Consider the following 18,762-nt stretch of genomic DNA (forward strand, 5'->3'; position numbering starts at 1 on the left):
CGGCGGGCATATACTCAGGCCGGATCCTGGCAACGTGTTTGCGAAACCATGAATCCGAGCCTGTCCAGCCCACTCGCTGAGCCAACACCTTGGCATTAAGCTGCGGTGTTTCCGCGAGAAGTTCCCTGACCTGCGGTTCAAACGGATCGAAACTCGTTCCTTTGGCATCCCGTGGCTTGTAACAAGGCGGCGAATCTGAAGCCAAAGCCTTCTCCACCGTCTTCTTCGCACAGCCCACTTCGGCCGCGATCTTCCTCAATGACAGACCCTGCCCACGCAGGTATCGGATCTGCGCCCATTCCTCCAATGAAATCACCCATCCAATCTTTTCCGGGTGGGCTACTTTTCGAGGAGCGTTTTGGGCTACTTTTCAAAGAGCGCTGACAGAGCCACTGGGTGAAGCAACTACAACAGGCGGACCACCCGCACACCCGTGCCTTGGCCGAGGTCATCGAGGAGATGGGCCGGCTCTACGGCGGGATTCATGCCCACCTGGAGCCATCCCAGGTTCCTCCCTTGCCACCGTGGCTTATCCAGGCCTTGGAAAATGATCTTCGTCTTTCACCTGAGGTCATCAATGAACTCAGCCAAGATGAAGCCCAGCAGCTCCTCATCCCTTACTGGACACAACCCCAGGATCAGAGCGAAACACCCACAACCAGGTCCGGTTGTGGGGATTGGTCAATGCTGCCCAAAGGCAGCTGCACGAGCCATCCATTGATACAGGAACGGGTGGCCCAGTTCCTGGGACCTGGGCCACCCGGCCTTCGGTAGAGGTGTGGGAAAGGAAACCACAGCTCGTGGGAGTTAGAGGTTAGTGAAATCGGAGTAGAAGCTGAGGAACACCGAGGCGGCCACAGCGACGTAGACCACGGCGATCAGGGTGCCTGCCCACTGGGAGGCAAACCGCACCACAGCAGGCGAGGCGGGGAAGCGGCCGTGGGCGAGGTTGCGTACTGTGAGCAGGATAAACAGCGGGACCATCATCGCCCACACCACCATGCAGTACAGGCACAAAATATGGATGACGAACAGCGCCTGGTACCACAGCCAGATGATGAACAGCAGGCCCACGGTCACACCCGCCTGCAAACCTCCCCAGTACCAGTCGGCGAAGCGTGCCCCCGACAGCATGGCCATCGCGGTGGTGATGACCACGGCGAAGGCGACGATGCCGATCAACGGGTTGGGGAAGCCGAAGAGTTCGGACTGCCAGGTTCCCATCACTTTTCCGCAGGAGACCAGGGCGTTGATGTCACAGGTGGTGACATGCTCGGCGTCCTCGTAGAGGGCCAGGCGTTCAAGCACCAGGATGCCGGAGGCCACCCAGCCGATCACGCCGGTGACCAGCAGGATGAGGGCGAAAGGACGCTGGCGGGCAAAGACCGGCAGGAAGGTGTCGTTGTTCGGCTCGGTCACGAGAACCTCATTGTCGTCGGCGGTGGCTGGGTGCGTCATGGATTCGGGTTAGTCGGCGGCGGCCGCGTCGACCTCGGCCCGGAGCTGCTCCAGGGAGTCCGGGGTCAGGAGCTGGCCGTCGAGGAAGAAGGTCGGGGTGCCGCGCACACCCAGGGCCGTGCCGTCAGCCACATCGAGTCGGACCCGTTCCTCGGTGGCCGGATCGGCCACAGCGGCGTCAAAGGCGGCCATGTCCAGACCCAGGTCCTCGGCGAAGCCGCGGAAGACCGCACTGTTGTCCTCGGCGGACTCACCCCACTCAGACTGGGTCTCAAACATCCGCTGGTACATCGCTTCGTACTGGCCCTGCTGGGCGGCAGCCTCCACAGCCACGGCAGCGGGCATGGAGTTGCGGTGACCCGGCAGCGGGAAGTAACGGTTGACGAAGGTGACGGTGTCGGAGTACTCCGCACGTAGTTCCTCCACGAAGGGGTAAGCCGCCCGGCAGGCCTCGCACTCGAAGTCGAGGAACTCCACCAGCACGGCCTTCTCGTTCGGCGCCTGGGACAGCACCCGACTGTTGTCCCGGACCACCTGCCCCGCATCACTGGCCACGGTTTCCGGGGCGGGCGCAGAAGCGGAGTCGGATCGGCCGAGGAAAAAGGCGACGATCCCGGCGATGACGACGATTGCCAATAACGCCCAGACAATGATCTGGGCTTTTCTCCAATTCCCGGAGGGCCGGGTGGAGGTGGTGCGGGTGGTGGGGGTGCTCACGAGGGCTCCGTTCTATCTCTGGTGGAAATTAAGGGGTGTCGAGGCCGTGGGCCCCGGGGGACCCGGCAAGGTGGCGACGAAGTCCTCCAGGACCGAGGCGGTCATGAGAAGGTGCACCCGTCCGGCGAACAACAGGCCGGATCGATGGTGACCACCAACTCGAGTAACTCACCGAGGGCGTGACCCAGTTGGGGGTCAGCCAGAGAATACCAGACGTTGCGCCCCTGGGGGTGGAGGCCACCAGCCCGCATCCGCGCAGACAGGCCAACTGATTCGACATCACCTGTTTGGAGACACCCAACTGCCGGGCCAGCACGGACGGTCGGGCGGGCCCGTGGCGCAAGGCCAACAGGATCCCGGTCCGGGTGTCATCGGACAGGGCATTGCCCACCCGGGACAACGCCGAGGTGTGAGTGACGGTCACCGTGCTCATAATCGTAGAGAGTACACAATCCCCTGTACTACTCCTCGGTGCCCTCGGCGGAGGAGTGTGAGATGACCGGGAGCATGTTTACATCCGGACCACAGGCGCTGGCCTGAGGGTCAGGACCGGGTTTTCTCCCGGGTGGGGGGAAGGTTAGAAGGTGATGCCGTGCTCGGCGAACCAGGGAGCCGGGTCCACGGCGCCGCTGCCGGTCGGGTAGAGCTCAAAATGCAGGTGGGAACCGGTGGAGAAACCTCGGTTACCCATGCCGGCGATCTTCTGGCCGGCGGTGACCTTCTCACCCACGCTGACATCGAGGGTTTCCATGTGGCCGTAGACGGCAATGGAGCCGTCATCGTGCTGGATGCGGATCCACTGGCCGAAACCGGAAGCCGGTCCGGAGTCGATGACGGTGCCGCCCATGGCCGCAAGAATTGGGGTGCCCACGACGTTGGCGATGTCTAGTCCTGCGTGGAGGCTGCCCCAGCGCATACCGAAACCGGAGGTGAAGGTGCCCTCAGTGGGTTTGACCACGGATGAGGCGTTGGCCAGGCGTTCTGCCTCAATGCGTTCTGCTTCCAGACGTGCAGCCTCAGCGCGGGCGGCCTCGGTGCGCTCGGCGGCGTACTCAACCGCCTTGTCCAACTGCTCGTTGATATTGGTTACCGGCTTATACTCCGAGATCGTCAGGATCTGCGGGGCCGTCTCCGTCGTGTCCGGGGGCAGCGCGGTGTCATTGGTGGCCAACTGCACGCCACCGACAGTGTCCTGCGGGGAGATCGGGGCCTCAGCCTGGGTCTGCAGCGTGGCGGCGGCGGCACCACTGAGACCCGCAGACGAGACCGCGCCCGTGGCCACGGCCACCAGGGCTACGCGGCTCTTGGTTTGCGGGGTGGGGATCTTGCGGTGTTTTCCTCCGGCTGATCGCTGAGCCTTCAGTCGCATGAATCTTCTTCCGTCGTTGTCCGTTGTTCCGCCACACTCGATCTCACCGTTGTACTCGTTAGAGACGAAATTGTGACTGTTTCGTTACCTGATGGAGGTGACATTAACTTCTCATCCCCACCGAAGTCACCTCCGGAGTCCATTTAGTGATCTATTTCATAGTTCGGCTCCTAGTTGGGGAGGTGTCTGTGATGGGCGGGGGGATCACCAAGGGAAAGGCCTGTCTCGGGCTTGTCGCTGGCCTCGTCGAGGCATGGGCCATGGCTGCGGGAGCCCGGGAGGAGGTCACGCGACCAGTTCCTCGCTGGCCCCGTGAGGGGCCGGCGGTGAGACCGGGGTGGTTAAGGCTGGTCGGTTGTCCGGGTGCCGTGGTCGGACGTGGGGGTCTTACCGTCCGTGGTGGGGCCGAGGAATGTGGTGTGGTTTTCGTTCTCGGCGTTGCTACCGGTGGTGGTCTTTTCCTCGTTGCCCGTGGTTTTCCCGACCGTGCCCGGCCAATGGCCGATGAGCAGGAGGGCGACGACGGCCAGTGGGACCACACCTGTGGCCCAGGCCAGGACGGCGGTGCGTTGGTCGGCGAGCAGATCGAGCTCCCAGGGCAGGAGCAGGGAGCGGTAGAACTCCTCGCCCAGGATCGTGTCCAGGCGCAGGAGATAGACCCCGACGAGCAGGTGGACGGGCAGGGAGGCAACCAGCCAGCCCAGGCGGACGGTGGCTGGGCGCCGGCGCGGGATCGGGTCGGGTCCGAGCATCCCCCAGACGTAGAAGCAACCGGAGACCAGGAGCACGGTGTTCATGATCAGCTGCCCCGCGTACTTGGAGATCAGCAGCTCATAAAGCGGGATGAACAGGTACATGACGTAGAAGAACACCAGGAACTGCAGGGTGTTGACCACCGGATGGGTGATCACCCCCACCAACCGGCTGCGGGTGAAGGCGCGCACCCAGTCGTGGATATTCGGCCTACCCGGGGCCCCCGGGGCGAAGGCGGTCATCAGCAGGGTCAGCGGGGCACCCAGCACCAGGAAGATGGGGATGACCAGCGACAAGATGATGTGGCCGACCATGTGCACCGAGAAGACCGCGGGCATATTCAGCCCGATCCCGGAGCTCATCGTCACCAGCAGGGTCACACATCCGGCCAACCACCAGGCGGTGGGGGTACTCGACCAGGTGTGACCTGCCTGGCGGGTGCGCCACACAGCGGCCAGATAGCCGACGGCCAGCAGCAGGGCGAGGGCACCAAACAGCAGGTCAAAGCGCCACATGCCCCACACGTTGAGGATGGTGGGCTTCTCGGACAGCTCGTAGCCGAGCTTGGTGGCCATCTGCGAGAGGTTCGGGATGCGCGGTGGGGGCGGCGGGGTGCGCCCCATGGTGATGGCGATACCGGTGACCGCCGCCATGACAAGCACCTCGACGATGGCGACCTGGCGGAACAGGCGACGATCAGCGGGGTTGGCCTGCACCTGCGGAATGACCCACGCCCGGTGGATCCACCCGAAGACACCGAGGATGATCACGCCGATGGTCTTGGCCACGATGATTAACCCGTAACGGGTGGTCAACAGATCCGTCAGCTCGATGCGGATGGCGGCGTTGACCAGCCCGGACACGGCCATGACGATGATGGAGACTAGGGCGATTGTCGAGTAGCGGCGCAGCGCAATATCCAGGTCAGGTCCCAGGCGACGACCGTGGGCGAGTAGGGCCATGAGTCCGCCGACCCACAGGACTAAGAAGACCAGGTGCCACAGGTAGGAGTTGGTGCCGTGGTCGTGGTTACCGCCCGAGGAGGAATGCCCTGTCAGGCCCAGGGGGATGATCATGAGGATTGACCCGAGGAGCAACAGTGGTTGGGTGATCCACGCCCGGCTCATCAGGCCCGTACAACCGGTGACCAGGGCAATAAGGGCGACGATCAGCCACACCTGGGCCATGGCCACCTGCTCGACGGCCACCGTCAGGGTCTCCAGGCCCAGTGTCTGGGCCAGGGGGGTGCCGGAGACATCTGAGAGCACCAGCGGGATCATCAACAACGCGATCAGTCCGAAGCAGATGGCCGCGACCGCACCGGTACGCGAGGCCAGGTGCCCGTCCACACTCAACGAGGCCTGGTGCAGGCGGTCGTGATCACCGCCGGGCAACCGTGGGGAGATGAGGAAAGCAGCGAACAGGAAAGAACCGGCGGACAGGGCAGCGAGCATCCAACCGACCGCACGGAAAAACGGCAACCCGAAGGTGGTCGCGATGCCCGGGTTGGGGATCCCCAGGGCCGCGAGGGATTCACCGAGGAAGCTGTAGGCCACCGTCCCGCCGATGGCACCGGCGACGGCGAAAAAGAGCAGGTACAACGGCCACGTGGGGCGTACCCGCTCCTGAGGCCGGCTCCCGATGGTGGGGGGCGTCCCTGTGGTCGTATCCGTGGCAGTGGGGGTGTCATTTACCGGGTGGGTCATCTGTGTCCATTTCGCCGTCCATGCCGCCTCCGCTCTCATGGTGTGCTCGGAAGCGGGCGTGAGGTTCACCCTAATGGGGCCTGCGGGTGTTCTTGTACATTGCCCAGGGACCGGTCTCTTCCTCCGGTTCGCCCCCTGCAGGGGGCACCGACCTGGGAAGAACAACACCCGGTGAAGGCGGCGTGGCCGGGAACTTTCCTCCCGCCCGTTCCGACCACTCTCTTGGTACCTCCCGCAGGCAGGTGTCGTAGTCGCTCACATCCGGTTGAAGAACCGGCCCAGTCCAGGAGGACTTTTGTGATCATCTCCCCCATGCTCCCTCGTCGTGTGCTGGCTACTGTTGTGGCGGTCGGGGCCCTGACGGTCGTAGCCACCCCGGTTGCCCTCGCGCATGACTCCGTGATCGGCGGCAATCCCGCGGACGGTGAAGTGGTCGAGGAATTTCCGCGCCGCATCGAGCTGGAGTTTTCCGGGCTGCCCCAGGAGGGTTTCAGCACCGTGGCCATCACCGACCAGGGCTCCGGTGATCTCCTGTTCAGTGGTGAGCCGACCATCGACGGCCGACTGGTGACCCTTGATCTACCTGCGGGTGTCAGCGGCGGGCCAGGTGACTACACCGTCGGCTTCCAGATCCTCTCCTCCGACGGCCACGCCACCCGCAGCGAGACCACCTTCACCGTCGCCGGTGACGCCCAAACGGCCGCCACCACCACGGGCGCCGACGCCAGGCCTGGGGAGGAGACCACAGCCGCCGAGAGCACCGCCGAGGAGGACACCTCCGTAGTCAGTAATCCGATAGTCCTGATTCTTGCGGGGTTGGCCCTCATCGGTGTCATCGCTGCCGTCCTCGTGCTGATCCTTAGGGGTCGGAACACGCCCACGGGGTAGAAGAGCCACGGGTGTGCGGGTCTTCCTCGGGTGCACAGCCTCGGCCTCTGCCCCAGGAAGTGCCTCAGACGCAGGCCCAGGGCTCCCCAGAGGCATTGAGCCGCCGTAGGGCGGACTGCCTTGATGATGCTTCCTTCCCGATCACCTCGCAGGGGGGAAGGTGTGTCCGGTGTTGCGCCGACGGGAGAGCGTAGCGGGCGCGCAGCACCCGCAGCCGGTGGAGGCCGGTGGCAGCCGAGGGGGAGTCGGGGTGGTCATCGGATCGCTCCTTTGGATCGGTGGGATCGTGGGGGAAACTCCCCGGCCATCATGCCCCTCCAGGGGTGCCTTCCGGCAGGGGGCGGGGGTCGCTGGCCATCAGGGGGTGCCCTTCGGGAGTAGGGGAAGACCGATGGTGAATACGGCGCCTTCGCCTGGTCCGGGCGAGGTGGCGGTGAGTGTTCCGCCGTGAGCTTCCATCAGGGCCCGGGAGATGGTCAGGCCGATACCGGAACCGCCGTGGTCGCGGTCGCGGGCGGTGTCCCCGCGGTAGAACCGTTCGAAGACGTGCCCGAGTTGTTCCGCAGTCATCCCGCCCCCGGTGTCGACGACCTCAATGAGGACACTGTTGGCCCCTCGGCGGGCAACGCGGATGCTGACTTGACCGCCGGGCGGGGTGTGGCGCAGCGCGTTGGTCAGCAGGTTGTCCATCTGGATCCGGCTGCGACCTTCCGCCGACGGGAGCTCCACGTTCGTGGAGATGGGTGGCCTGGCCCGCACCGATAGCGCCGGCTGGGGTGGGGAGTTCGACAAGCTCCACCGTGCACTGCTCGGCCTGCCCGATCCAGACGACATCGATGAGCAGGCCGAGGAGAACACACCTGTTCTGGTCACAAGCCCCAGTCAGTAACACCCGCCCCTAAATCATAAGGACTTTATCCATTGATGCCTGTTAATCAGACCCTTTCCACCTTCTCCGACACCGCCTTCCAGACCGCCTTCGTGATCTACCTGCTCGCCCTGGTGCTCTCCCTGGTCTTCTACGTCAAGATGCAAGGGGTCATCGACGCCCGACGGGCACGCGAAGACATCGCCCACCCCGAATATGTCGCTGTGGGCGCCGGTACCGGCACTGGGGACCTCACTGACAGGTCAATCGGAGACGTTAACGCCACCGACCCCCTGCTCACCGATGAGCAATATGCTGCCCAGGAGGCCTCCGCCGATAAATTCGGTGGCATGACTCAGGCTCTGGCCTGGTTGGGCGCAGTGGTCCACCTCATGTCGGTGGTTCTGCGCGGCCTGGCCACCGACCGCTTCCCGCTGGGCAACATGTACGAGTACATCTCCATGATCTGCGTCCTGGCGGTCATCTCCGCAGCGATTGTCATCCAGCGCCGTGAGTGGCGCAGCGTGTGGCCGTGGCTGCTGGTCCCGATCCTGGTCCTGCTGTTTTTCGGTGGCACCAGCCTCTACTCCAACTCCGCCCCAGTCGTGCCCGCCCTGCAGTCCTACTGGCTGCCCGTCCATGTCTCCACTGTGTCCCTGGGCGCGGCGATTGGCATCGTCTCGGGCATCGCTTCCCTGCTCTACCTGCTGCGTATCTGGCAGCCGAAGGGCAGAGAGCGTGGCTTCTTCGGTGCTGTGGCCAAGCCGCTGCCGAGTGCGAAAAAGCTCGACGCCCTGGCCTACAAGTCCGCCATCATTACGTTGCCCGTGCTGGGGTTGGGCATTGTTCTGGGTGCGATCTGGGCGGAGGCCTCGTGGGGCCGGTTTTGGGGATGGGATCCGAAGGAGACCGCATCCTTTATCTCCTGGGTGCTCTATGCCGCCTACCTGCATGCCCGTGCCACCGCCGGGTGGCGCGATCACAAGGCCGCGTGGATCAATATCCTGGCCCTGGCCACGATGATCTTCAATCTGTTTTTCATCAACCTGGTCGTCTCTGGTCTGCACTCCTACGCCGGACTGAACTAAAGGAGCCTGCGTTTAATATCGCTGATTGTCGCTCCTGTCTCGAGTGTGACCATCTTTTTAGTCCTGGTAAGGGGGTGAGGTCCTGATCTGCACCGGGTCGGGGAAGGTCTGCGTGCCCACCTGCCCGGTTGTCGAGTCAGTGTCGTTAGCGTGGGTGACCAGGATGACGCTGCGCCGTGGCAGCGGTCCCGGCAGCGGTTGGTGGAGCAGGAGGTCTAGCAACGCCGCCGCGTCCGTGGCCGCGATATGTTCGGTCGGCTCATCCAGCAGCAGCACCGGCGCGGTGGAACACAGTGCCCGAGCCAGCAGTAGACGGCGACGCTGACCGCTCGACAGGGAGCCCGCGCCGTCGGCAAGCAGCAGGTCCAGCGGATCAGCACCCGCTCCGACGGTCTCCCGCAACCAGTCCGCCAGCCCCACCGCGCGCAGGATCTCACGGAGTTCCCCGTCGCTGGCATCGGGGTTGGCTACCAGGAGATTCTCCCGGATGGTGGTGGAAAAGAGCCACTCGTCCTCGGCGTGCACGCGCAGGGTTTCTCGCAGCGTGACTTGGTCGATCTCCGGGACCGGGTGCCCACTCAGCGTGGCAGAACCACTGCGTGGTGGCACCAGGCCTCCCAGGGTCTGCAGCAACGTGGTCTTGCCGCAGCCGCTGGGGCCGCGGATGACCATACGCTCACCGGGTAGCAGATCCACCTGCCAACTGATGTCACCGAAACGGCAGCGTAGGTCGGTGGCTCTAAGATGGCAGTTGTCAAGCTCCCACGCTGTCACCTCCCCACCATCCGTTGTCGGAGTGGTACCGGACTCCTCGACCAGGTCGGTGAGGCGGCGGGCGCTGTGGGAAGCCTCGTCGGCGTGGATCGCGGCCTCCGAGAGCTGCGCGTGGGACTCGAAAGCCGCCAACGGCAGCAACACCACCATGCCCAGCCAAGTGGGATCCCCAGTGTATGCCAGCGCGGCGACGATCACCGTCAGTGCCCCGGCCAGGCCGGTGGACCACTGGATCAGCGCCTGTGACGTTGCCAAGGGTTTCTCGGCGGCGACGGTGGCGTTGCTACTGCATCGCGACGCCGCGACGGCCAGATCCTCGCGCTGCTCTTCCAGACCGGCGGCGGCGAACTCCACGCGGTGGTCCAGCAGCTCATCCAGAGCCACTTCGAAATTATCCTCGGCGAGTATCCGACGTGAGCGCCTGGCTGCCCGCACCGCCAGCCAGGGGGCAAGCACTCCGGTGACCACGAAGCCCAGTGACAGAACCAGACCCGCCACGGGATGCAGCAAAGTAGCCCCGGCCACTGCAAAGACGGTGAGTACCACCGCCACCCCAGCGGGCACGACGGCGCGCACGATGACATCGGTGACGCGTTCGGTGTCTGCAACCAGGCGCACCAGCCCGTCGCCGCGGGTGAACAGATGCCCCCGCCCGGAACCGGTATGGTCGAAGGCCAGCGCATCGAAGACCCGAGAACGCAACGTGGTCAGGGCACGCAGCGCGATGCGGTGGCTGAGCAACCGATCCACGTAACGGAATACCGCCCGAGAAATGCCCAGCGCCCGCACGGCGGTGACCGCGACCGTCAGGTCCATCACCGGTGGCATCTGCCAGGCCTTGGTGATCAACCAACCGGAGACGATGGTCAGGGTCAGCGCAGAGATCAGGGTGATGGAGCCGGCCGCGACGCCCGCGATAATCTCACGGTGCCGCACCCCAGCCAGGCGGAGCATTCCGTTAAGTGATCGAATATCTGCTCTCACAGGTACACCACCTCATCTGCGATTGCGGCCAGGCGAACGTCATGGGTGGCCAGCACCACCGTGTGTCCGGCCGCAACGCGCCGGCGCAGCTCGGTGGAGAGGGCCTCTACCAGCTCCGGGCTCAGGTGCGCGCTGGGTTCATCCAATAGGTGCAGCGTGGGTCCGCTGCCGCGGGCCAGAGTGCGGGCCAGGGTCAGGCGTTGGCTCTGGCCCGCCGAGAGGCCCTCGCCCTGTGGGCCGAGACGGCGTTTCAACGGTACGTCGAACCACAGGTTCCCGGCGGTTTCGGTGGCCGGTTTGCGCTGCGCACCCAGCAGCACGAGGTTGTCCTCGACGCTGCCGGGCACCAGCACCGGCCGGGCTGGCAGATAGGCCGTGCGTTCCGGCGGCGGGGCGGTGATCTCTCCGGTGACCAGGTCATCCGGCAGCGCGCCCAGGACGGCGAGGAACACGGTGGACTTTCCGGAGCCGTTGTCGCCGTACAGGACGGTGATCTTCCCGGGTTCGGCGGTGAAGCTCAGGTTCTCCGGCTTCGTGCCGTCGCGGCCGCCCACGCTGAGGTCGGTGACTGTCAGCTGGACGCCCGCGGGGGAGCCACAGTGGGTCAGGTAGTTCCGGCCGTGGTGGCCCACGGGGCGAGTCTCATCTTCGTCCAGCAGCTCCAGGATCTCCTCGGCGGCGGTGAGTCCGTCGGCGGCGGCGTGGAAGTTCGTGCCCACCTGCCGGATCGGGTTGTACACCTCCGGCACCACGATCAGTGCGATCAGTCCTGCGGTTAGCTCCATGTTGCCGTCCACCAGGCGCAGCCCGATGCTCACAGCCACCAGCGCCACCGCAAGGGTGGCCAGGAACTCCAGGGCAAACGACGACAGGAACGCCAGGCGCAGCACCGACATGGTGGCCTTTTCGTGGCGACGCCCCGTGGACCGCAGCTGTCTGCTCGGCTGGTGGGTGGCGCCCAGTACCCGCAGTGTCAGCGAGCCGGACAACAAGTCCGCCAGCTGCCCGCCCAGAGCGCTAGTCACCTCCAGACGACGTCGTGTATGGGCGGCGGTCAGCTTACCGATCAACACCATGAAGGCCGGAATCAATGGCACTGTCACCAGCGCCAAGATCCCGGAGACGGGGTCAGCCACCAGCACCACGACCAGGGCGGCCGGAGTCGCCAGCGCGGCAGCGACCAGGGAGGGCAGGAATTGGTTCAGGTAGGGCCGAAAATTCTCGGTGCCATCGGTGAGGACCTCGCGCCAGTGGGCCGATTCCTCCTGCACGCGGCGGGGATCGCGACGTCGTAACGCGGCCAACGCCTTGGCACGCAGGGTGTCGACGACCCGCCCGACGCTCTCCGAGGAGGAGCGTTGCGCGCGGGCAGCCACGACGCCGTGGACGGCGATGGCGGCGAAGAGGGCCACCACTGGCCAGGTCAGCACCTCCCAGTCGGCACCACGGTCCAGGATGACGCGCGCGGCGACCCAGCCGATGAGCACGCCGCGGGCGAGCACCAGCACGGTGATAAACGCCTGCAGCACGCCCGTGCGCAGGATCAGGCCCCGCACCGGCGGAACCAGGGCGAGGAGTCTAGGGTCAATAGGCCCCTGCATCCGGCTCACACCTTGATCCGCTTGGCGAAGGACCAGAAGGTCCAACCCTGCGATGCCAGGACGAACGGCACCAGAATTAGGGCGCCCCAGGACAGGAAGGTCAAAGTGTAGTCCGAGCTGGAGGCGTTGTAGATATTCAACGACACCCCATCGGCCAGTGAGGTGGGCAGGACGTTCGGGAACAAGGTCGCGAAGATCTGCACCACCAGGGTCGCCACGGCCACGGCGGTGGCAGCGAATGCGACGCCGTCGCGGTTGCGCAGGATGGCCACCGAGCCGACGACCACACACAGGGCGAGGACAACAACGGCGATCCAGAGGACCGGGTCCCCGTGCCCCAGCTGGGTCCATGCCGCAAAGCCGAAGGTGGCCAGCGCGGCGGGGATGGTCAGCCGACGGGCCAGCCAGTGGGCACGGCTGCGCAGCGGTTCATGCACCTTCATGCCCAGGAAGGTGGCGCCGTGCACCATGAACAGCAAGACGAAGGCCAACGCCCCCAGCACAGCGTACGGGTTGAACAGGCCGAACATGGCACCCAGGCTGGAATCAATTTGCCGGTTGGCATCGATCGCCAAGCCCTGGACGATATTGGCGAAGGCCACACCCCAGAAAATCGCCGGCACCCAGCTGCCGATCGCCAGCCCAATGCCGCAGCGGTCGCGCCAGACCTGGGTGTCCACCTTGACGCGCCACTCCAGCGCGACACCGCGCAGGATCAGGGAGATCAGGATGAGCAGCAACGGTAGATAGAGCCCGGAAAACAATGTGGCGTACCACTCGGGGAACGCGGCGAACATGCCGCCTACAGCCACAATGAGCCACACCTCATTGGCGTTCCACACCGGGCCGATGCTGGTGGCCACGGCGTCGCGACGCCGCGCGCGCTCATCGTCATCACCGCCCAGGAACGGCAGGAGCATGCCCACGCCGAAGTCGAAGCCCTCCAGGACGAAATAACCCACGAACAAGAAGGCGATCACGATGAACCACAGAGTCTGCAGATCCATGGTCAGCTCTCCTGCCCATCATCGGTGCGCTCGCCGCGCTGCCGGCGCGGTTTCGTGGCGACAGCTGTGGAATTCCAGCCGGTAGACTCGACGCCCTCGGCGCCCTCGGTGTTCTCAGCACTGTCGGCGCTGAAGCTCAGCGGTTCCAGTTCCTCGGCGTCCGGACCGTAGGTGTCCTCAGCGATGTTCTCGGAAGCACCGGGGGCGAGCGCCCCGGCAACCACGAAGCGGCGCATGAGCCAGAACCAGACCACGGCCAGAACGCCATAGATCAGGGTGAAGGCGATCAGGGAGATCCAAACGGTGGTCACCGAGTGGTTGGACACACCGAAGTCCACGATCATGTGGATGTCATTTTCCCCATTCGGACTGTTCTCCGGCCCGAAGTCGGGGTTCGGGTACACCACCCAAGGTTGGCGTCCCATCTCGGTGAAGATCCAGCCGGCGGAGTTGGACAGGAAGGGGAACGGAATCGCGATGAGGCCGAGCCAGGCGAACCACCGCTTGTCGGTGGTGCGCTTCCTGCGGGTCAGCCAGAAGCCGAGGATGACTACCAGGATGGAGGCAGTCATGAAGCCAATCATCAGGCGGAAGGACCAGTAGGTGACGAACAGGTTCGGCGAGTAGTTTCCCGGGCGGTAGAGCTGCTCGGCCTGGGCCTGCAGATCCGTGACGCCCTGCAGCGTCACACCGGCAAACTGGCCGCCAGCCAGGAAGGACAGGACCCAGGGAACACTGAAGATCTCGGAGACCGAGTTACAGTCGTTGAACGTGCTGATGGCCAAAATAGAGAACCACGGATCCTCCTCGGTGTGGCACAGCGCCTCCGCGGAGGCCATCTTCATCGGCTGGACCTCGAACATCACCTTCGCCTGCAAGTCACCGGTGATCGAGACGAATACGATCCCCAATAATGTGACCCACAATCCCATGCGCAGCAGCGGCCGCCACAGTTGTCCGGCGTCCTCGGAGTTCCCGTCCATCTTGGCTGCGTGGCGGCGGGACCGCACCATCCACCAGGCGCTGATGCCAGCGACGAAGGTACCGGCCACGAGCACGGAACCAGCCACCGCGTGCGGGAAGGCCACCAGTGCCACCGGGTTGGTCAGCAGCTCCCAAACATCGATCAGTTCTGCGCGCCCGTTCTCGTAGTTCATCGCCGCGCCTACCGGATGCTGCATGAAGGAATTGGCCACGATGATGAAGTAGGCCGAGACGTTGGTCGCGGCCGCCACGATCCAAATCGAAGCCAGGTGCATCCAGCGGGGCACGCGTTCCCAACCGAAGATCCAGACCCCCAAGAAGATGGACTCGAAGAAAAAGGCGGCCAGCCCCTCGAGAGCGAGCGGCCCGCCGAAGACGTCACCGACGAAGCGGGAGTACTCACTCCAGTTCATACCGAACTGGAATTCCTGGACGATGCCGGTGACCACTCCCATGGCGAAGTTGATCAGGAAGAGCGTGCCGAAGAACCTGGTGGCGCGGTACCACATGTCCTTCCCGGTCCGGTGCCAGGCCGTCTGCATCATGGCCACCAGGGGGGCAAGCCCAATGGTCAGGGGGACGAATATGAAGTGATAGACAGTCGTGATGCCAAATTGCCAGCGTGAGACATCGACAAGATCCACAGAATGCGCCTTTCCCAGTTGACGAACCGTCCAGATGGCACATCGCCACTGCGACGATTCCTGCTCCGGCAGGCGCTGCGACCCAGCCTCACTCACTCCCGGCTCGCGGTTCCTGCCGACACCCGAGTTAAATTCAGGTACATACGAGCTGTCGGCCCGGCAACGAGAAAGTTCCACGAACGTGACGCATCTCCCTAATCAGACAGGACATTGAACTGTTCCGAAATACCCCTCTATGACCTGAATCGGTTCACTCCTCCTTCGAGGCCCCTAGTAGTACCGCGTCAGACAACCTTTGCCTTTTTGATGGTGCTGGCTGGTTTGATGACCTTACATAGCTGCGGGTTGATGACGTGGGTTCTGTGCTAGGCGATGTAGCGGCGGATCATCTTCGTCTGCTCCCGATGGTTGGAAAAATTGGTGCCGTTCAGGGCGCCGCTACCGCTCGTTTCGCCCGCTCCTGGCTTGACGTCGCCCTAGGAAAGGATCCCCGCGCAGCCAGCCAGGGGATTCCTGCAAACCCAGCACAGGGAGTCATCTTCTCGCCCGGAGACACATATTTTCAGGTAAGGCCTCTGGATTTTTCATTAGTCTTTCAATAAAGCGGAATGTGGGTTAACCTTCCACCATGACCATGGTCGTGGTCATGGCCTGACGGGCTCGTTGAAGGCCCCGGGATTGACGTTCACGATCTTCCTGGCCCAGGTAGCCGGTGGCGTTATTTCTGGCTCGCTGGTTCTGTTGTCGGATCCGATGCACATGCTCGCGGATTTCACGGGACTGATGATCGCCCTGATCGCCATCCTCATCGGCCGCTCAACCGCTACCTACAACCACCGCCGCGTCGAGGTGTTCACCACGCTGATCAATGCGACCATCGTCAGCGCCATCTCGGTGATGATCGTCGTGCGCGCGCTCGGTCGGATCGGCGAACAGGTCCCCCTCGACACCGGCGTGATGCTCATCGTCGCGATGGTCGGCCTGGCCGCCAACGCGATCTCCGCCTTGATCCTCGGGCGTCGTCAGCACGAGAGCCTGAACATGCGCGGCGTCTACCTACGTGTGCTCTCCGATTTGCTCGGCTCGGTCGCGGTGATCATCGCTGTCCTGATCATCCGGTTCACCAGCCGGCTGCCCGCCGACATCATCGCCTCGTTGTTCATCGCCGCGATGGTGCTGCCGAGACCACTGCGCCTGATGGTCGACTCCCTCGCGGTGCTGATGAACCACACCCCGAAGAACATCGACGCCCGCGACGTAGAAGCAACACTGCTCGGCCTGCCCGGGTCGCTTCCGTGCGCGACCTGCAGACTTGGAACACCGTTGGCACCGAATCACTGGCCACCTCCCGCCTGGCCCTCGAGGACATGGGCCACGCCGGCTGCGGAATCCTCGACGCCGCCCAGGCCTGCCTGCAGAACTTCGGTATCGAGCACTCGACCATCCAACTCGAACAGGATAACCACATACACAACGAGGTCGTCTGCTAACACTCCGCTTCACAGGGCGAAAGGGTCACACGAGCAGGCGGAGACAATTGCCAACTAGTCATCCCCCACTGTATGGTCAGTGCATGCTGACTATTGCCTCCCGTCTTGATGTGATGAACCGGCTGGGACGCGCCATGGCCGATCCCACCCGGTCCCGAATCCTGTTGTCCCTGCTTCAGGCCCCTGGCTATCCAGCACAGTTGGCCCGGGACCTGGAGTTGACGCGCTCGAACGTCTCCAACCACCTGGCGTGTCTGCGTGACTGCGGAATCGTCGTCGCGGAACCGGAGGGCCGGCGCACCCGTTATGAGATCGTCGGCGCCCACCTCGCCCGGGCGCTTGCCGTCCTGGTGGAGACCACCCTGGCCGTCGATGAGAACGCCGAGTGCCTGGACCCGCAGTGTCCGGTTGCTGGTTGCTGTGATGAGGAAAGAGGCCAGCGGTCATGACGTCTGCCTGTGGTTGTGAACCGTCCGTGCCGATGGCCGACGAAGAGGAGCCCACCCCGTGGTGGCGTGACCGTGCCGTCCTTCTCCCGGTGGCTTCCGGCGTGTCCCTGCTCATCGGCCTGATCCTCGAGTGGTTCGTCCCCGGGGCCGGACTGGTGGCCACCGGCCTGTTCTGGCTCGCCCTACTGCTGGGCGCCTCCCAATTCGTCCCCGGAGCCCTCAAGGGGCTGGTCACCCGGGTAAAACTGGGTATCGGGCTGCTGATGACCATCAGCGCCCTCGGTGCCGTCCTGCTGGGCTTCATCGAGGAGGCCGCCGCCCTGGCCTTCCTCTACTCGATTGCCGAGGCACTGGAAGATAAGGCGATGGACAAGGCGCGTTCGGGCCTGCGTGCCCTGCTGGCCCTCATCCCCTCCACCGCGACCATCATCTCCCACGGGGTGACCCGCAGTGTGGCGGTCGAGGAGCTGGTCCCCGGGGACGTGTTGCGCCTGGCTGCCGGGGAACGCCTGGCCACCGACGGGATCATCCGCTCCGGGCACAGCAGCCTGGATGTTTCGGCGATCACCGGAGAATCCATCCCCGTCGAAGTCGGCCCCGGTGATGCGGTGCTGGCCGGGTCGATCAACACCACCGGGGCGCTCGAGGTCGAGGCCACCGCCGGCGGGACGGACAACTCCCTGACCACCGTGGTCGCCCTGGTGGAACAGGCCCAGCACGATAAGGGCCAACGGGCCCGGATCGCCGACCGCCTGGCCCGTCCCCTGGTGCCCGGTGTCCTCATCCTCGCCATCCTCGTCGCCGTCATCGGGTCCTGGCTGGGGGATCCGGGCGTATGGATTGAACGTGCCCTGGTCGTCCTGGTCGCGGCGTCGCCGTGTGCCCTGGCGATCTCGGTGCCGGTCACGGTCGTCTCCGCGATCGGGGCGGCCAGCAAATTCGGCGTGGTCATCAAGTCCGGCGCCGCCTTCGAGCGCCTCGGTGGTATCCGGCATCTGGCCCTGGACAAGACCGGCACCCTGACCCGCAACCGGCCCACCGTCGTAGATGTGCTCACCACTGGTGGAGCCGCCCGGGCGGATGTCCTCGGTTGGGCCGCGGCGCTGGAGGCTCACAGCACCCACCCGTTGGCTGCCGCCATTACCGCCGCTACACCGCAGGCCCCGGCCGCCCAGCAGGTCGACGAAGCCGCCGGGCAGGGCATCACCGGACTTATTGACGGAGCGCAGATCGCCGTGGGCAGCCCCCGCTGGCTGTCCCCCGGCCCCTTGGCCGGTCAGGTCGAGGACCTGGAAAAACAAGGCATGACCGTGGTCGTCATCCACCGCGATGGCCAGCCCGTGGGGGCGATCGGGGTGCGTGATGAACTCCGCCCCGAGGTCCCCGAGGTCATCCGGACGCTCACCGATGAGGGTTTCCAGGTCACCATGCTCACCGGCGACAACAGCCGCACCGCCGCTGCGCTGGCCCGGGAGGCCGGCATCACGGACGTGCGGGCCGAGCTACGCCCGGAGGACAAGGCCACCGCCGTGGCCGGACTGGGGACCCGCGGCCCGGTGGCGATGATCGGTGACGGCATCAACGACGCGCCCGCCCTGGCCCGAGCCGATATCGGTATCGCCATGGGTGCCAAGGGCTCGGACGCGGCGATCGAGTCCGCGGATGTGGCGTTTACCGGCGATGACCTGCGCCTGATCCCCCGGGCCCTGCGCCACGCCCGCCGGGGCCGGGCGATCATCAACCAGAACATTGTGCTGTCCCTGGCGATCATCATCGTCCTGTTGCCGCTGGCGATCACCGGTGTGCTGGGACTGGCTGCTGTCGTGCTGGTCCACGAGGTGGCCGAGGTCATCGTCATCGCCAACGGCCTGCGGGCCGCCCGCACCAAGCATCTTGACCTGAAGCCCGTCGAGGCGGCCACGGTCACTGCCGACGAGGATGCGTACGGAAGGTCCCGGGTCTCGTAGTGCTTTCCCCATGAG

General features: G+C 64.8%; 16 protein-coding genes and 1 pseudogene. 6 read left to right on the forward strand and 11 right to left on the reverse strand.

Translation table 11 applies throughout. The annotated features are described in order from the left end of the window. The 6 genes and pseudogenes from HMPREF0298_RS12590 to HMPREF0298_RS10730 form a co-directional block, all read right to left on the reverse strand. Positions 1–316: helix-turn-helix domain-containing protein (locus HMPREF0298_RS12590; RefSeq protein WP_211205444.1), on the reverse strand; the 316-nt coding region annotated here is incomplete at its 3' end. A 491-nt stretch (positions 317–807) separates the two neighbouring features. Next, the gene (locus HMPREF0298_RS10715; protein ID WP_006841215.1) at positions 808–1,458 is read right to left on the reverse strand and encodes a vitamin K epoxide reductase family protein; all 651 of its coding nucleotides are present in this window, start codon (positions 1,456–1,458) and stop codon (positions 808–810) included. A gap of 9 nt (positions 1,459–1,467) precedes the next feature. Beyond that, positions 1,468–2,175 carry a DsbA family protein gene (locus tag HMPREF0298_RS10720; RefSeq protein WP_006841216.1) on the reverse strand — a complete coding sequence of 236 codons (708 nt, stop codon included), beginning with the start codon at positions 2,173–2,175 and terminating at the stop codon, positions 1,468–1,470. A 101-nt stretch (positions 2,176–2,276) separates the two neighbouring features. Then, positions 2,277–2,608, reverse strand: a pseudogene (locus tag HMPREF0298_RS11950) (ArsR/SmtB family transcription factor). Between the two features lie 144 nt (positions 2,609–2,752). Next, positions 2,753–3,544, reverse strand: coding sequence for a M23 family metallopeptidase (locus HMPREF0298_RS10725; RefSeq protein WP_006841217.1), 792 nt, complete (start codon positions 3,542–3,544; stop codon positions 2,753–2,755). 341 nt (positions 3,545–3,885) lie between these two features. Then, positions 3,886–6,042, reverse strand: coding sequence for a bifunctional copper resistance protein CopD/cytochrome c oxidase assembly protein (locus HMPREF0298_RS10730; protein WP_006841218.1), 2,157 nt, complete (start codon positions 6,040–6,042; stop codon positions 3,886–3,888). A gap of 273 nt (positions 6,043–6,315) precedes the next feature. Between HMPREF0298_RS10730 and HMPREF0298_RS10735 the strand changes: the two genes are divergently transcribed. Then, positions 6,316–6,891 (forward strand): copper resistance CopC family protein, encoded by a 576-nt coding sequence (locus HMPREF0298_RS10735; RefSeq protein WP_006841219.1) that lies wholly within the window; start codon positions 6,316–6,318, stop codon positions 6,889–6,891. 357 nt (positions 6,892–7,248) lie between these two features. Here HMPREF0298_RS10735 and HMPREF0298_RS10740 read toward each other — a convergent pair whose 3' ends face one another. Next, positions 7,249–7,581 carry a sensor histidine kinase gene (locus tag HMPREF0298_RS10740; protein ID WP_375542965.1) on the reverse strand — a complete coding sequence of 111 codons (333 nt, stop codon included), beginning with the start codon at positions 7,579–7,581 and terminating at the stop codon, positions 7,249–7,251. On the opposite strand from HMPREF0298_RS10740, the gene HMPREF0298_RS12820 reads away from it, so the two are divergent. Both HMPREF0298_RS12820 and ccsB read left to right on the forward strand, forming a co-directional pair. Next, entirely contained in the window at positions 7,574–7,780 is a 207-nt protein-coding gene (locus tag HMPREF0298_RS12820; protein WP_311203428.1) for a hypothetical protein, read from the forward strand. The two genes, HMPREF0298_RS10740 and HMPREF0298_RS12820, sit on opposite strands and share 8 nt — an antisense overlap. 35 nt (positions 7,781–7,815) lie before the next feature. Continuing rightward, positions 7,816–8,847: a c-type cytochrome biogenesis protein CcsB gene (gene ccsB / locus HMPREF0298_RS10745; RefSeq protein ID WP_006841222.1), complete on the forward strand. Its 1,032-nt coding sequence runs from the start codon at positions 7,816–7,818 to the stop codon at positions 8,845–8,847. A 57-nt stretch (positions 8,848–8,904) separates the two neighbouring features. Here the strand turns inward: ccsB and cydC are convergent, their stop codons facing one another. Genes cydC through HMPREF0298_RS10765 form a run of 4 tightly spaced genes read right to left on the reverse strand, consistent with a single transcriptional unit; the run spans position 8,905 to position 14,841 of the window. Continuing rightward, entirely contained in the window at positions 8,905–10,575 is a 1,671-nt protein-coding gene (gene cydC / locus HMPREF0298_RS10750; RefSeq protein WP_006841223.1) for a thiol reductant ABC exporter subunit CydC, read from the reverse strand. Positions 10,576–10,601: 26 nt separating this feature from the next. Further along, the gene (locus tag HMPREF0298_RS10755) at positions 10,602–12,206 is read right to left on the reverse strand and encodes an ABC transporter ATP-binding protein/permease (protein ID WP_006841224.1); all 1,605 of its coding nucleotides are present in this window, start codon (positions 12,204–12,206) and stop codon (positions 10,602–10,604) included. Between the two features lie 5 nt (positions 12,207–12,211). Beyond that, positions 12,212–13,213: a cytochrome d ubiquinol oxidase subunit II gene (cydB, locus tag HMPREF0298_RS10760; protein WP_006841225.1), complete on the reverse strand. Its 1,002-nt coding sequence runs from the start codon at positions 13,211–13,213 to the stop codon at positions 12,212–12,214. Between the two features lie 2 nt (positions 13,214–13,215). After that, a complete protein-coding gene (locus tag HMPREF0298_RS10765; RefSeq protein ID WP_006841226.1) occupies positions 13,216–14,841 on the reverse strand; it encodes a cytochrome ubiquinol oxidase subunit I in 1,626 nt (541 codons plus the stop codon). 678 nt (positions 14,842–15,519) lie between these two features. Here HMPREF0298_RS10765 and HMPREF0298_RS10770 point away from each other — a divergent pair. Genes HMPREF0298_RS10770 through HMPREF0298_RS10780 form a run of 3 tightly spaced genes read left to right on the forward strand, consistent with a single transcriptional unit; the run spans position 15,520 to position 18,747 of the window. Beyond that, positions 15,520–16,389, forward strand: coding sequence for a cation diffusion facilitator family transporter (locus HMPREF0298_RS10770; RefSeq protein ID WP_006841227.1), 870 nt, complete (start codon positions 15,520–15,522; stop codon positions 16,387–16,389). 25 nt (positions 16,390–16,414) lie between these two features. Then, the gene (gene cmtR / locus HMPREF0298_RS10775) at positions 16,415–16,780 is read left to right on the forward strand and encodes a Cd(II)/Pb(II)-sensing metalloregulatory transcriptional regulator CmtR (RefSeq protein ID WP_006841228.1); all 366 of its coding nucleotides are present in this window, start codon (positions 16,415–16,417) and stop codon (positions 16,778–16,780) included. After that, complete coding sequence (locus HMPREF0298_RS10780) at positions 16,777–18,747, forward strand: heavy metal translocating P-type ATPase (protein ID WP_186309936.1); 1,971 nt, start codon at positions 16,777–16,779, stop codon at positions 18,745–18,747. The genes cmtR and HMPREF0298_RS10780 overlap by 4 nt, the downstream gene beginning before the upstream one ends. Positions 18,748–18,762: the final 15 nt, after the last annotated feature.

It is taken from the genome of Corynebacterium lipophiloflavum DSM 44291 (assembly GCF_000159635.1).
Taxonomy (GTDB): domain Bacteria; phylum Actinomycetota; class Actinomycetes; order Mycobacteriales; family Mycobacteriaceae; genus Corynebacterium; species Corynebacterium lipophiloflavum.